This window comes from Psychromonas sp. MME2, assembly GCF_040566515.1.
Taxonomy (GTDB): Bacteria; Pseudomonadota; Gammaproteobacteria; order Enterobacterales; family Psychromonadaceae; genus Psychromonas.
The window spans coordinates 750,383-766,490 of record NZ_JBEWXI010000002.1 but is presented as its reverse complement, the minus strand read 5'-3'; the positions used below and the strand labels follow the sequence as shown (position 1 = coordinate 766,490).

Annotated in this window: 11 protein-coding genes and 2 pseudogenes; all 13 read right to left on the bottom strand. The window is 42.1% G+C overall.

Going from position 1 to position 16,108, the window contains the following annotated elements; genetic code table 11:
• Positions 1–59 precede the first annotated feature (59 nt).
• Positions 60–2,153: an elongation factor G gene (gene fusA, locus AB1A03_RS03845; RefSeq protein WP_354623253.1), complete on the bottom strand. Its 2,094-nt coding sequence runs from the start codon at positions 2,151–2,153 to the stop codon at positions 60–62.
• A gap of 65 nt (positions 2,154–2,218) precedes the next feature.
• On the bottom strand, positions 2,219–2,689 hold the full coding sequence (rpsG, locus tag AB1A03_RS03840; RefSeq protein WP_354623252.1) for a 30S ribosomal protein S7: 471 nt from the start codon (positions 2,687–2,689) through the stop codon (positions 2,219–2,221).
• Positions 2,690–2,772: 83 nt separating this feature from the next.
• On the bottom strand, positions 2,773–3,147 hold the full coding sequence (rpsL, locus tag AB1A03_RS03835; RefSeq protein WP_354623250.1) for a 30S ribosomal protein S12: 375 nt from the start codon (positions 3,145–3,147) through the stop codon (positions 2,773–2,775).
• 135 nt (positions 3,148–3,282) lie between these two features.
• Positions 3,283–3,573: a sulfurtransferase complex subunit TusB gene (gene tusB, locus AB1A03_RS03830; RefSeq protein ID WP_354623249.1), complete on the bottom strand. Its 291-nt coding sequence runs from the start codon at positions 3,571–3,573 to the stop codon at positions 3,283–3,285.
• 1 nt (position 3,574) lies between these two features.
• A complete protein-coding gene (tusC, locus tag AB1A03_RS03825) occupies positions 3,575–3,937 on the bottom strand; it encodes a sulfurtransferase complex subunit TusC (RefSeq protein ID WP_354623248.1) in 363 nt (120 codons plus the stop codon).
• A 10-nt stretch (positions 3,938–3,947) separates the two neighbouring features.
• The gene (gene tusD / locus AB1A03_RS03820) at positions 3,948–4,352 is read right to left on the bottom strand and encodes a sulfurtransferase complex subunit TusD (protein WP_354623247.1); all 405 of its coding nucleotides are present in this window, start codon (positions 4,350–4,352) and stop codon (positions 3,948–3,950) included.
• A gap of 5 nt (positions 4,353–4,357) precedes the next feature.
• Positions 4,358–4,744 carry a RidA family protein gene (locus AB1A03_RS03815; protein WP_354623246.1) on the bottom strand — a complete coding sequence of 129 codons (387 nt, stop codon included), beginning with the start codon at positions 4,742–4,744 and terminating at the stop codon, positions 4,358–4,360.
• A 95-nt stretch (positions 4,745–4,839) separates the two neighbouring features.
• Positions 4,840–9,060, bottom strand: a complete 4,221-nt coding sequence (gene rpoC / locus AB1A03_RS03810) for a DNA-directed RNA polymerase subunit beta' (RefSeq protein ID WP_354623245.1) — start codon at positions 9,058–9,060, stop codon at positions 4,840–4,842.
• 73 nt (positions 9,061–9,133) lie between these two features.
• Positions 9,134–13,167: pseudogene (gene rpoB / locus AB1A03_RS03805) on the bottom strand (DNA-directed RNA polymerase subunit beta).
• Between the two features lie 410 nt (positions 13,168–13,577).
• Positions 13,578–13,943 (bottom strand): 50S ribosomal protein L7/L12, encoded by a 366-nt coding sequence (gene rplL, locus AB1A03_RS03800; RefSeq protein WP_354623244.1) that lies wholly within the window; start codon positions 13,941–13,943, stop codon positions 13,578–13,580.
• Between the two features lie 42 nt (positions 13,944–13,985).
• Positions 13,986–14,489 (bottom strand): 50S ribosomal protein L10, encoded by a 504-nt coding sequence (gene rplJ / locus AB1A03_RS03795; protein ID WP_354623243.1) that lies wholly within the window; start codon positions 14,487–14,489, stop codon positions 13,986–13,988.
• A gap of 291 nt (positions 14,490–14,780) precedes the next feature.
• Positions 14,781–15,481 (bottom strand): annotated as a pseudogene (gene rplA / locus AB1A03_RS03790) (50S ribosomal protein L1).
• Positions 15,482–15,485: 4 nt separating this feature from the next.
• On the bottom strand, positions 15,486–15,914 hold the full coding sequence (rplK, locus tag AB1A03_RS03785; RefSeq protein ID WP_354623242.1) for a 50S ribosomal protein L11: 429 nt from the start codon (positions 15,912–15,914) through the stop codon (positions 15,486–15,488).
• Between the last annotated feature and the right edge of the window lie 194 nt (positions 15,915–16,108).

Here is a 16,108-nt window from a genome sequence, read left to right as displayed (position 1 = left end):
TATCAGTTAATACCTCTCCACATGCCATCACATGGAAAGGCGCTAGTTTAATTTATTTTTTATTTCGCATCAATAATTGCATTAGCAATTTTTTTCGGCGCATCAGCATACTCGGAAAATTCCATTGAATATAATGCACGACCTTGTGTTGCTGAGCGTACTGCGGTTGCATAACCAAACATTTCTGCAAGTGGCACTTTAGCATGAATAATTTTAACACCACCGGGGCCATCATCCATACCTTCAATCATACCACGACGACGATTTAAATCGCCAACCACATCACCCATCCAATCTTCAGGCGTTGTCACTTCTACTTTCATCACAGGTTCAAGAATCGTTGCATCAGCTTTTAATGCACCATCTCTAAAGCCCATCATTGCGGCAATTTTAAACGCCATTTCACTTGAGTCAACATCATGGTATGAACCACCTGTTAATGTTGCTCTTATGTCTAGCATCGGGAATCCGGCTAGTACACCTTGGTTCATCTGTTCGAAACAGCCTTTGTTAACTGCTGGGATGTATTCCTTAGGAACACTACCATCAACAACTTCGTTAACAAATTCAAAACCAGCGCCATTTTCAAGTGGCTCTAGTTTGAGATGGACATGGCCATAATGGCTTGGTCCTTCACCCTGACGAATAAATTTACCTTCCACTGATACCGCTTTGCGGATAGTTTCTCGATAGGCTACCTGTGGATGTCCCACGTTACAGTTCACGCTAAATTCACGACGCATGCGATCAACGATAATATCTAGGTGAAGCTCACCCATACCAGAGATCAAAATCTGCCCAGACTCTTTATTCGTTTCAAAACGGAATGAAGGATCTTCAGCAGCGAGTTTCTCTAATGCGATAATCAATTTATCTTGGTCTGCCTTGGTTTTTGGCTCAACCGCAATTTGAATTACCGGCTCAGGAAATTCCATACGTTCTAGAATCACTTTATGATCAGGAGAACAAAGCGTATCACCCGTCGTCACATCTTTAAGGCCAACAGCAGCGGCGATATCGCCCGCGTAAACCTCTTTGATCTCTTTACGGTCATTGGCATGCATCTGCACGATGCGGCCAAAACGTTCTTTCTTCATTTTCACTGAGTTATAAAAGTGATCCCCTGAATTAACCACTCCAGAATAGACGCGCATAAATGTCAAAGTGCCCACGAATGGGTCCGTTGCTATTTTAAATGCAAGCGCCGCAAAGGGGGCTTCATCAGTAGCTGGACACGCCACTTCTTTCTCATGTTCATCGACGCCTTTAATGGCGGCAACTTCAGTCGGAGAAGGAAGGTAGTCAATGACGGCATCTAGCACCGCTTGCACACCTTTATTTTTAAAGGCGCTACCACAGGTTGCTAGTACTATTTCATTGTTTAACGTACGAATACGTAAACCAGCTTTAATCTCTTCTTCAGAAAGTTCACCTTCTTCAAGGTATTTTTCCATTAAGAAGTCGTTTGCTTCAGCAGCTGTATCAACAAGTTCATCGTGCAATTTTTGCGCGCGTTCTTGTAATTCAGCAGGAATGTCGTGATACTCAAACGTCATTCCTTGATCTGCATCGTTCCAATCAATCGCCTTCATTTTAATCAGGTCGATTACCCCTTTAAATCCATCTTCCGCACCGATATTCAAATGAATTGGGACACAAGTTGCACCTAAGCGAGTATGGATTTGTGCAATAACAGCTTCAAAATCCGCCCCTGTACGATCCATCTTATTAATAAATACCAAACGTGGAACGTGGTATTTATTAGCTTGACGCCATACAGTTTCAGATTGAGGCTCTACACCGGATGTCGCGCAAAAGACAACAACCGCACCATCTAATACGCGCAGTGAGCGTTCAACTTCAATAGTGAAGTCAACGTGCCCCGGCGTATCGATAATATTGATACGGTGTTGTGCATACTGCCCCTGCATGCCCGACCAAAATGTGGTAGTTGCTGCGGAAGTGATAGTAATACCACGCTCCTGCTCCTGCTCCATCCAGTCCATTGTCGCTGCACCATCATGTACCTCACCTATTTTGTGAGAAATACCAGTGTAGAACAATACACGCTCTGTCGTTGTAGTTTTACCGGCATCGACATGAGCAACAATACCGATATTACGGTAATGCTCAATTGGGGTTGTACGTGACAAATTGATGTCCTTTTAAATACTGCTTAATCACAAAATAGCATAGACAAAAGCCTACGCTAAATCTCCTACCAACGGTAGTGTGCAAACGCTTTGTTTGCGTCAGCCATACGGTGAACGTCTTCACGTTTCTTAACCGCAGAGCCTTTATTATCTGCTGCATCAACTAGCTCACCAGCCATACGTAATGCCATTGATTTTTCACCACGCTTACGTGATGCTTCAACTAACCAACGCATTGCTAACGCATTACGACGAGAAGGACGAACTTCTACTGGTACTTGGTATGTTGAACCACCAACACGACGAGATTTAACCTCGACGCTTGGGCGTATATTTTCAAGAGCTACTTCAAATATATCTAGTGCTGCTTTACCGCTTTTTTCAGCAGCTGCTTCAAGTGCACCATATACGATTTTTTCTGAAATAGATTTTTTACCGTCAACCATTACAACGTTAACGAATTTTGCTAAAAGTTCCGATCCGAACTTAGGATCTGGAAGGATTTTACGAGTAGCTACGACGCGTCTTCTTGGCATCTTTATTCTCCGTGTGCTTCAGGATTTTACCCAAAACATATTAAATTAAAATAGTGTTTGTTTGGCCTTACTTACGGAAAAGCTTATGATTTTGGCTTTTTAGCACCGTACTTAGAACGACCTTTACGACGTGCTGCAACACCAGAAGTATCTAGTGCACCACGAACAGTATGGTAACGAACACCTGGTAAATCTTTTACACGACCGCCACGGATCAAGATTACACTATGCTCTTGCAAGTTATGGCCTTCACCACCGATGTACGAAGTAACTTCGAAACCGTTAGTTAGACGAACACGAGCAACTTTACGCATCGCTGAGTTAGGTTTTTTTGGTGTAGTAGTATATACACGAGTACATACGCCACGTTTTTGTGGACACGCTTCTAACGCAGGAACATTAGTTTTTTGAACTTTGTCCTTACGCGGGCTGCGTACCAATTGTGAAATTGTTGCCATTATTAAATAGCTCCTAAAATATGTGTGTGAAAAATCAACCCTTAAAATAAGGGTTGCAAGAGTTTACGCTGATTGGGAAAAGGAGTCAATAATTAAGCAATTGGGTTTTTGATCACAAAATATCGTCTGGGAAGCTCACCAAGCCAGTTGACTCTGATGTGTAGCAGCGAGCTCAACAAACTCTGCGTAGCAGCATTGCTTGGCGATTTTATTGCAGATGCCACGAGCATCAAGATCGGCTGCTAATACGAACAAGCGACCTTGTTCTGATAATTTATCAAGCTCAGCAAAATAGTGATGGTCAGCGGCAGTGGCAATAACCGCATCCTCTATCAGTAACAGGCTATCATTATCACTCAGTAATTCAAGGCAATCGCCAATAGCAAATGAAGCAAAGGGCGATTTATTAACGGTATGTAATATCATATTAAAAACTCAATAATTGCACTTGCTGTGCGAGTTTAAGTTGTAATGCCGCTTTATCTAGTGGCGTGACATCGATAATTAATTGGTCGACAGTGACCCCCCTAACGGCCATTGAGTGCGCACAGACATATCTATTTTCTACATCATACAATTCCAGCATCTTAAATAACGGCTGATAATGTTTTTGTAGAATATCTAGCGGAGATTGGCCCTTTAATAGCTGATAAATACCATCACCAATAAAAAATATCGACAACGATTCATTAAAGGCAGACATCGCCAAGGTTAAATCCAATGACTCGCGTCCCGCCGAGCTGCCGTGAGGTAAGCTGCGGTTTATAATACCAATTGTTTTTTCCGTCATCATTACCCCACTATTTAAACTGTAATAATCGGTCACAGCTCGCACTCAGCTCAGCAAGTTGCCCTAACCCACTTAACACGAAAGGTGTTTTTAAATTAAATTGAACCTGTGCCAACTGTTTTGCCTCCTGCTGATCAAGCACACCTCTACGCAGTGACGCAGAGACACAGACTTCTAAGGGAAAATTATTTTTTCTGGCTAACTCAGCCCAAAAATCAGGTAGGTTTATTTCATCCGTTGCAGGGCTAACCAACTGATTTGCGTTAAGTACCCCCTCTTGATAAAAAAATACTCCCACAATTTCATGGCCAGCAAGAATGGCAGCAGAGGCAAACTGATAGGCGCTACTCGAACCTTGCGCCCCATAAGGCGCAGCGCTAACAACAATGGCAAATTTAATTTTGTGTTTCTCCATATCAACTAACCGCAATAGGCTATCGCTTCAACCTCTACCAAGACATCTTTTGGTAAGCGGGCAACTTCAACACAAGAGCGCGCTGGAGCAGCCTCAGGGAAGTAAGTCGCATAAACTGCATTAAAAGCGGCAAAGTCATTCATATCTTTAATAAAACAGGTCGTTTTAATGACTGACTTTGACGATGCATTAGCCGCGGCTAACACCGCCATTAAGTTTTTCATTACCTGCTCAGTTTGTTCACTAATACCACCCTCTATAATTTCCATTGTCTCTGGCACTAATGGTATTTGCCCAGAAGTATAGACTAAATTAGCAAATTGGTTCGCCTGAGAGTAAGGGCCGATAGCAGCTGGCGCAAGCTCAGTATTAATTATTTTTTTATCAGTCATGTTTAATTCCTAGTTTTATTGCAATTGATATTACAGTCATTAAAGCAAAAAAAAGGTGCCGAAGCACCTTTCTTATTAATCAACTTTGTTAAAAATTACTCACCAAAGTCAACTGCGTTAAGTAGATCAGCAAGATTTTGCTCTGCGTCATCAACATTGATAACCGCATCTTCAGCTATCGGAGCAAGTGCTTTCGCTTTCTCTGCAGCACGTGCTTTATGATGTGCAAAACCAGTACCAGCAGGGATCAAGCGACCAACGATTACATTCTCTTTTAGACCATGTAATTCATCACATTTGCCTGCAACGGCAGCTTCAGTAAGAACACGCGTTGTTTCTTGGAATGAAGCAGCTGAGATAAATGACTCAGTGGCAAGTGATGCCTTAGTGATACCCAATAATTGGTAATCAAATTTAGCAGGTACTTTACCTTCCGCTTCAAGACGGCGATTTTCAATCACAACACGTACGACTTCAGCTTGTTCACCCACTAAGAAGCTTGAATCACCATTATCAGTGATCAAACACTTACGTAGCATTTGGTTAACGATAACTTCAATATGTTTATCATTAATTTTTACGCCTTGTAAACGGTAAACTTCTTGTACTTCGTTCGTGATGTAGTTAGCCACTGGGCTAATACCACGTAAACGAAGAATATCATGTGGAGATTCTGGACCGTCAGAAATAACCTCACCTTTTTCAATCTTCTCACCTTCGAAGATATTTAGGTGACGCCATTTAGGTATCATCTCTTCATAGATATCGCCGTTCGCCTGAGTGATCACTAGACGACGCTTACCTTTAGTCTCTTTACCAAATGAAAGCGTACCAGAAACTTCAGCAAGGATAGCTGCATCTTTAGGTGTACGAGCTTCAAATAGATCCGCAACGCGTGGAAGACCACCGGTAATATCACGTGTTTTTGAACTTTCCTGTGGAATACGTGCAACCGCATCACCCACTCGTACTTTCGCGCCATCTTCTAGGCTTACGATTGCGTTTGCAGGTAGTGCATATTGCGCAGCAACTTCTGTACCAGGAATAAATAGATCATTACCTTTGGCATCAACAAGCTTAGCCATTGGACGCATCTCTTTACCCGCAGTAGGACGTTGCGCAGGATCAATAATAACAATACTTGATAAACCAGTTAATTCATCAGTTTGTTTATTGATGGTAATACCTTCGATAAAGTCTAAGAACTCAACCGTACCTTCCACTTCCGTAATAATTGGATGTGTATGTGGATCCCAGTTAGCAACGATTTCGCCAGCGACAATCTCATCACCATCTTGCTTATCAAGTACCGCACCATAAGGTAATTTATGGTTCTCTTTCGTACGACCTAACTCATCGATAATGGTTAATTCAGTTGAACGAGATGTTACAACCACTTTACCATCAGAGTTAATTACAAATTTCGCGTTATGTAATTTAACTTTACCGCTGTTTTTAACCTGAACATTATTTTCAGAAGCAGAACGCGAAGCAGCACCACCGATATGGAACGTACGCATTGTAAGCTGTGTTCCTGGCTCACCGATTGATTGTGCCGCCATAACACCGATAGCTTCACCTTGACCAACCATATGACCACGAGCCAAGTCACGACCGTAACAGGCTGAACAGGCACCAAAGTCAGTACGACAAGTAATAACACTACGTACCCAAATTTGGTCAACTGAGGCTTCTTCAATTAAGTCGCACAGTTTTTCGTCAAGTAGCGTGTTACGAGCAAATAGGATCTCATTATCTGTACCAGGCTTAATAACATCCTTAGCAACAACACGACCCAATACACGCTCACGTAACGGCTCAACGATATCGCCACCTTGAATAAGCGGTTTAACTAATAGACCTTCTTCACTACCACAATCTTCTTCAGTGATAACTAAATCTTGTGCAATATCCACTAAACGACGTGTTAAGTAACCCGAGTTCGCTGTTTTAAGTGCGGTATCGGCAAGACCTTTACGAGCACCATGCGTCGAGATAAAGTACTGTAATACGTTTAGACCTTCACGGAAGTTAGCCACGATTGGTGTTTCAATGATCGAACCATCTGGTTTCGCCATCAGACCACGCATACCAGCTAGCTGACGAATCTGTGCGGGGCTACCACGAGCGCCTGAGTCGGCCATCATATAAACGCTGTTAAATGATTTCTCATCTTCATCTTCACCTTTACTGTTTTTCACCGTATCAGTAGAAAGATTTTCCATCATCGCTTTCGCTACTTGTTCATTGGCACTTGCCCAAATATCGATAACTTTATTGTAACGTTCACCAGCAGTTACAAGACCAGCTTGGAATTGCTCATGAATTTCAGTTACTTGCTCTTCTGCACCAGCCACTAATGTTTTCTTAGCATCTGGTATCACCATATCGTTGATACCAACAGAAACACCCGATAACGTTGCATATTCAAAACCGGTATACATTAATTGGTCAGCAAAAATAACCGTATCTTTAATACCCAATAAACGGTAACAAGCATTCAATGCATTGGAAATTGCTTTTTTACCCATATCAAGGTCGACATGTGCAAAAGGTAAACCTTCTGGCATGATTAATGACAGGATTGCACGACCAACAGTAGTTTCAACGATTTCAGTTGTCTCACTACGAGATTTGTCTTCAGCGATATGAACTTGTGTCATGCGCACTTTAATGATCGCTTGCAGACCCACAGCACCAGCACGGTAAGCTTTTTCAACTTCCTTCGGACTTTGGAACCACATGCCTTCGCCCTTCGCATTTATTTTAGAGCGAGTCATATAATAAAGGCCAAGTACAACGTCCTGTGATGGTACGATAATCGGCTCACCATTGGCAGGTGATAGGATATTATTCGTAGACATCATTAAGGTACGAGCTTCAAGCTGTGCTTCAATCGTTAACGGTACGTGTACCGCCATTTGGTCACCATCGAAGTCGGCGTTATAAGCCGCACAAACCAATGGATGAAGCTGAATCGCTTTACCTTCGATTAATACAGGTTCAAAGGCTTGGATACCTAATCTGTGTAGTGTAGGAGCACGGTTAAGTAGCACTGGATGTTCACGGATAACCCCTTCAAGGATATCCCAAACTTCACCACCTTCACGATCCACTAATTTTTTAGCCGCTTTAATGGTTGTCGCAAGACCTAATGCTTCTAATTTACCGTAAACAAATGGCTTAAATAGCTCAAGCGCCATTTTCTTCGGTAGACCACACTGATGTAAACGCAGTGTTGGGCCTACGGTAATTACAGAACGACCAGAGTAATCAACACGTTTACCGAGTAGATTCTGACGGAAACGACCTTGCTTACCTTTGATCATATCAGCAAGTGATTTCAGAGGACGTTTGTTTGAACCTGTAATAGCACGTCCACGACGGCCATTATCTAATAATGCATCCACAGACTCTTGTAACATACGTTTTTCATTACGTACGATGATGTCTGGCGCAGCAAGATCTAATAGACGTTTTAGACGGTTATTACGGTTAATAACACGACGATATAAGTCATTCAAATCTGAGGTAGCAAAACGTCCGCCATCTAGTGGTACTAGTGGGCGTAAATCAGGTGGTAAAACGGGTAATACCGTTAAAATCATCCATTCCGCTTTATTATTTGATTGATGGAAAGCTTCAACCAATTTTAGACGTTTAGTCAATTTCTTACGTTTAGTTTCAGAGTTTGTGCTCTCTAACTCTTCACGCATTACCGAAATTTCGTGTTCAAGGTCAAGTTGTTTTAATAAAGCAAAAACCGCTTCCGCGCCCATGATTGCTTCAAACTCATCGCCCCACTGCTCAAGCATATCTAAATACTCTTCTTCAAGAAGTATTTGACCACGCTCAAGGTCGGTCATACCCGGCTCGATAACGACAAAAGATTCAAAATAGAGGATACGCTCAATATCACGTAACGTCATATCTAGCATTAGGCCGATACGAGATGGAAGTGATTTAAGGAACCAAATATGTGCAACGGGTGATGCTAATTCGATGTGGCCCATACGGTCACGACGAACTTTAGATTGAGTTACCTCAACACCACATTTTTCACAGATAACACCACGATGTTTTAGGCGTTTGTATTTACCACATAAACATTCGTAATCTTTAATCGGACCAAAGATACGCGCACAGAAAAGCCCTTCACGCTCTGGTTTAAAAGTACGGTAATTGATGGTTTCTGGTTTTTTAACTTCACCAAATGACCAAGAACGGATCACTTCAGGCGATGCTAATCCAATTTTAATTCCATCGAATTCTTTGGATTTGTTTTGTTGCTTTAAAAACTTGAGTAAGTCTTTCACGCTACTCTCCCATAGGAGTTAAAACTAGGCACCTCAAACGGCAAGGTGCCACACAATTACTTAAGCTTAGTGCTTAGTTATTTTCATCTAGCTCAATGTTAATGCCTAATGAACGGATCTCTTTCAACAATACGTTGAATGACTCAGGCATACCTGGTTCCATTCTATGGTCGCCATCAACGATGTTTTTATACATCTTAGTACGACCGTTAACATCGTCCGATTTAACGGTAAGCATTTCTTGAAGCGTGTAAGCGGCACCATAAGCTTCTAGTGCCCATACTTCCATCTCACCGAAACGTTGACCACCAAACTGCGCTTTACCACCTAATGGTTGTTGCGTAACTAAGCTATAAGAGCCAGTTGAACGTGCATGCATTTTATCATCAACTAAGTGATTCAATTTCAGCATGTACATGTAACCAACCGTTACAGGACGTTCAAATGGGATACCCGTACGGCCATCTGTCAATTGTAACTGACCCGATTCAGGTAAATCTGCAAGGCGTAATAACTCACGGATCTCGCTTTCATTTGCGCCATCAAACGCAGGTGTTGCAACCGGTAAGCCTTTATAAAGATTTTTAGCTAAACGCAATACCGCTTCATCATCGAACTCATTGAGGTCAACATGGCATGGCGCATCACCAAATGAGTATAGTTTTTGAATATACTCACGGACTTTAGCCATTTCCACTTCACGCTGATCTTTGATCATACGCTCAAGTTTTTCGCCCACTCCTTTAGCCGCTAGGCCCAAGTGAGTTTCTAAAATCTGACCGATGTTCATACGTGACGGTACACCCAATGGGTTAAGTACGATATCAACTGGAACACCAAATTCATCGTAAGGCATATCTTCCACAGGAACGATGTTTGAAATAACACCTTTGTTACCGTGACGACCAGCCATTTTATCACCTGGTTGTAGGCGACGGCGTACCGCTAGGTAAACCTTAACGATTTTTTGAACGCCAGGAGCCAAATCATCACCTTGGATAATTTTACGACGTTTTAGATCAAACTCTTTATCGTAATTGGCTTTAATTTCATCGAATTGCGCGATGATTTGGTCCAAATAAGATTGTTTAGTTTCATCATCAATCGTTACATCTAACCATTGTGCACGAGGCATCTGTTTTAAGCGCGCCGCATCATGTCCTGCACTAACAAGAATATTTAATGCTTTTTCATAGATTGCGTTTTCTAAGATTTGGAACTTCTCAGTTAAATCTTTCTTCGCCGCTTTTAACTGCATCTCTTCAATTTCAAGCGCACGTTTATCTTTCTCAACGCCATCACGGGTAAAGACTTGTACGTCGATAACCGTTGCATAAGTTGAGTTAGATACACGTAAAGAGCTATCTTTCACGTCAGACGCTTTTTCACCGAAAATAGCACGTAATAGTTTCTCTTCTGGTGTTAGTTGTGTTTCACCCTTAGGTGTCACTTTACCAACTAAGATATCACCAGGTTTAACTTCTGCACCAACGTAAACAATACCTGACTCATCAAGTTTGCTCAGCGCAGCTTCACCCACATTCGGAATATCGGCAGTGATCTCTTCACTACCTAATTTTGTTTCACGCGCAACACATGAAAACTCTTGAATATGAATAGTAGTAAAACGATCTTCCTGCGATACACGCTCAGAAATAAGGATCGAATCCTCAAAGTTGTAACCATTCCAAGGCATGAAGGCAATCTTCATGTTTTGGCCCAGTGCCAAATCACCCATATCCGTTGATGGGCCATCAGCCAATACATCACCACGAACAATCGGCTCACCTGGTTTACAGGTTGGGCGCTGGTTAATACAAGTGTTTTGGTTTGAACGCGTGTATTTAGTTAAGTTATAGATATCGATACCCGCTTCACCAGGAAGTAGTTCGTTTTCATCCACTTTAACAACAATACGAGACGCATCAACATAGTCGATCACACCACCACGTTTAGCGATGATAGTCACACCCGAGTCAATCGCCAAACGACGCTCAATACCAGTACCGACTAATGGCTTATCTGCACATAGCGTTGGTACCGCTTGACGTTGCATGTTCGCACCCATTAAGGCACGGTTAGCATCATCGTGTTCTAAGAACGGAATAAGTGACGCTGCAACTGAGATGATCTGCTGTGGCGATACATCCATATAGTCAATGTCTAGCGGTCCCATAAAGGTGGTTTCACCGTTATGACGACATTGCACCATATCATCGTTAAGTAGGCCATTTTCATCAACACTTGCACTCGCCTGTGCGATAACAAAGGAACCTTCTTCGATTGCAGATAAGTATTCAACTTGATCCGTTGGTTTGCCGTCAACCACTTTACGGTAAGGTGTTTCTAAGAAACCGTAATCGTTAGTACGAGCAAACGTAGCCAGTGAGTTGATCAAACCGATGTTTGGTCCCTCTGGCGTTTCAATTGGACATAAACGACCGTAGTGCGTTGCATGTACGTCACGTACTTCAAAGCCTGCGCGCTCACGCGTCAAACCACCAGGGCCTAATGCAGAGATACGACGTTTATGTGTCACTTCTGATAACGGGTTATTTTGATCCATAAACTGTGATAGTTGTGATGAACCAAAGAACTCTTTAACAGCAGCAGAAATAGGTTTCGCGTTGATTAAGTCCTGTGGCATGGTCGCATCAAGGTCACCTAACGATAGACGCTCTTTAACGGCACGTTCAACACGTACTAAGCCAACACGGAATTGGTTTTCAGCCATTTCGCCAACACAACGAATACGACGGTTACCAAGGTGGTCGATATCATCAACAATACCGTTACCATTACGGATATCGATAAGTGTTTTCATTACACTTAAAATATCATCATTAGATAGGATACCCACACCTTCATCGCCTTCAATACCAACGCGACGATTGAACTTCATACGACCTACTTTAGATAGATCATAACGCTCTTCAGCGAAGAATAGATTTTGGAATAAACCTTCAGCGGCGTCTTTTGTTGGTGGCTCACCAGGACGCATCATACGATAAATTTCAACTAACGCGTCCATACGGTTAGCAGAAGAATCTATGCGCAGGTCTCTGACATAAATGAACCACAATCAAGCTCATTGGTATAAATAGTTTCAAACTCTTTGATACCCGCTTGAGAAAGTTGTGCAAGCAATTCAACCGTAAGTTGATCATTTGCATTAACAATGATTTCACCCGTTTCTGCATTTACATAATCTTTTGCAGAGACTTTGTTTTCAAGGTATTCAAGTGGCACTTCAATACTAGTAACATTATCCGTTTCTAATTGACGAATATGACGAGCGGTAATGCGTTTGCCTTGCTCAACGTATACTTTGCCATTAGCAGTAATTTCAAACGTCGCGGTGTCACCACGTAAGCGCTCTGCGATTAACTCCATCTCAACTTTGCCATCAGCAATAGTAAATTTACTGGTGTCAAAGAAAATCGCTAGAATCTCTTCTGTTGTGTACTCTAAAGCACGCAACATGATGGTTGCAGGGAGTTTACGACGACGGTCGATACGAACAAATAGGTTATCTTTAGGGTCGAATTCAAAGTCTAACCAAGAGCCACGATATGGGATCACGCGTGCGTTATAAAGAACTTTACCTGAACTGTGTGTTTTACCTTTATCGTGATCGAAGAATACACCTGGACTACGGTGTAATTGAGAAACGATAACACGCTCAGTACCATTGATTACAAAAGTACCATTCTCGGTCATGAGTGGCATTTCACCCATGTACACTTCTTGTTCACGAATATCTTTAACCGTGCCTGCTGGTGCATCACGATCGTAAATAACAAGACGCAATTTAACACGTAATGAAGCAGAGTATGTAACTCCACGAATCTGGCATTCCTTGACATCAAATACCGGCTCACCTAAACGGTAGCTGACATATTGTAGTTCTGATGTGCCTGAATAACTGGCGATCGGGAAAATGCTATTGAAAGCAGCTTCTAGACCAACCTCTCCAGTTGGATCTACTTCAATGAATCGTTTGAATGAATCAAGTTGAATCGACAACAGGTATGGTTTTTCCATTACTTGTGGACGCTTCCCAAAATCCTTACGAATACGTTTTTTCTCAGTATAAGAGTAACCCATGTGGTTCCTTTGCTCGCTGATAAGTGATCATAGCTGCCTAGCCTGATATTAGGCCTTATTTTATTAGACAACGGCGAACATTATTTTCGTGTTAATGATGCGTTAATTACCCGTTATTACTCAAGATACATTTATCAGAAGTAAGCTCGGACATCAAGACAAGGCACAACGTGCTGCTAATGGTTATTCCCTTAGCGAATGTTGTAACGCCGTATTGTTGTTCGAGTTTACGCCCCGTAGGGCGAGCTGATTTTTGTATCCTGAGTGATAACGGGTACACATCACCTTAAATGTCCGATACCGTAACAAAATAATGGAAAATCACGGTATCCTATAGCGCAAAAAAGCCAGGTGATCAAATAATCACCAGCCAAAGCCATTTTCACGGCTATTAAGTTATACTCGATAACTTATTTAAGTTCAACTGTAGCGCCGATTTCTTCTAATTCAGCTTTGATTGCTGCAGCTTCTTCTTTAGAAGCGCCTTCTTTTAGAACTGTTGGGCAAGCTTCAACTGCGTCTTTAGCTTCTTTCAGGCCTAGACCTGTGATGCCACGTACCGCTTTGATTGCTTTAACTTTGTTGTCACCGAAAGAAGTCATTACAACGTCAAATTCAGTTTGTTCTTCAGCAGCAGCAGCAGCAGGGCCAGCTGTAGCAACAGCAGCAGCAGCAGAAACGCCGAATTTTTCTTCCATTGCTTCGATTAATTCAACAACTTCCATTACAGATAACGCAGCAACTGCTTCGATGATTTGGTCTTTAGTTAGAGACATGAGTCAATTCCTATTAGTAATAATTAAATAGTATTACAGCTATTAAGCTGCAGATTCTTCTTTCTGGTCGCGAATCGCAGCCAGAGTACGTACAAGTTTGCCAGCTGCAGCTTCTTTCATAGTCGCCATCAGTTTCGCAATTGCTTCGTCGTATGTTGGTAGTGTTGCTAAACGGTCAATTTGATCAGCGGCAATTAATTCGCCTTCAAATGCTAACCCTTTCACTTCAAACTTTGCATTCGCTTTAGCGAAGTCTTTAATAAGACGTGCTGCAGCTCCTGGATGTTCGTTTGAAAATGCAAGGATAGTAGGACCTTTAAACAACTCTGCTAAACATGCATAGTCAGTACCTTCAAGCGCACGACGTGCTAATGTGTTACGTACTACACGTAAGTACACACCGTTTGCACGTGCAGTCGCACGAAGTTCATTCATTGCACCAACTGTTACACCGCGAGAATCGGCAACAACAGCAGACAGAGCAGCTGTAGCAGCTACATTGACTTCTGCGACAATCGCTTGTTTGTCTTCGAGTCTTAATGCCATTTGGTTTTACTCCTGGATTACACTAGGGGTTTAACCCTAGATAAACACCCTCACTTCACCCTTATCGAGCTAATGAGGCACTATTTCGGTAATCGGAACCAGGGATAAGAAAGATTCTTGTCTGGGGTCCGGCACCATCTACGTAGGAAATTAAGCCAATATCGATGTACTGACACCTACGGTCTAAGAAGAGACCTAAGGCCCTCCAAAGTAAGGCGGAAAATTATACAGATAATTTTCCTCCTTGTATACACAGATCACATTACAAATAAATGAAATATGTTTAGTGTATTAAATACGAGCTTCTACTGATGCTTGATCAATTTTCACGCCAGCACCCATCGTAGTTGATAGGCTAACTTTCTTAACAAATTGACCTTTAGCACCTGAAGGTTTGCCTTTTTCAAAGCAACCAATAGAGCTTCTAAATTTTCTTTAATCTGTTCAGCAGTGAACGTTGCTTTACCGATTGTAGAATGGATAATACCATTCTTATCGTTACGGTAACGTACTTGACCCGCTTTTGCATTTTTAACTGCAGTTGCTACGTCAGCTGTTACAGTGCCAACTTTAGGGTTTGGCATTAGACCACGTGGGCCTAAGATTTGACCTAATTGACCAACAACACGCATTGCATCAGGAGAAGCAATAACTACGTCGAAGTTCATTTCGCCAGCTTTAACTTGTGCAGCAAGATCGTCCATACCAACGATATCCGCACCAGCAGCTAGTGCAGCTTCAGCATTTGCGCCCTGTGTAAACACAGCAACACGTACTGTACGGCCAGTACCGTGTGGCAATACTGTTGCACCACGAACGTTTTGGTCACTACGACGAGGATCAATACCAAGATTGATTGATGCATCGATGCTTTCAACAAATTTAGCCGTCGCTAATTCTTGAAGAAGCGCAACTGCTTCATTGATTTCATATTCTTTCGTAGAGTCAACTTTGTCACGAATGACTTTCATGCGTTTAGATAATTTAGCCATCGTATTAACCCTCTACTTCCAGACCCATAGAACGAGCAGAACCCGCTATGCAACGTACCATCGCTTCAAGATCGGCACCCGTTAAATCCGCTTCTTTAGTTTTAGCGATCTCTTCAAGTTGAGCTTGTGTTACTTTGCCCACTTTATTCTTGTTAGGAACACCAGAACCAGATTTAATACCAGCAGCTTTCTTAAGTAGGAAAGACGCAGGTGGAGTTTTCGTTTCAAATGTGAAAGAACGGTCAGAATAAACTGTAATAACTACAGGAACTGGAGCGCCTTTTTCCAAAGAATCTGTTCTTGCATTAAATGCTTTACAGAATTCCATGATATTAACACCGTGTTGACCAAGAGCTGGACCAACAGGTGGCGACGGATTTGCCATACCAGCTGAAACTTGCAGCTTGATATATGCTTGTACTTTTTTAGCCATGATAATACTACCTATGTTTGGGTGTAACGCTGCAACCTAAAAGGGTCAGCTTCCCGATTAAAATTGTGAATTGTACTCACAAAATGTGAGCAACAGATTCAGCTAAATTTATTTGCCAGTAATTAAATTCAATAATTTAATCATGCAAATAAAAAGGGCGGCGAATTATACCTATAATTCACCGCCCTTCACAA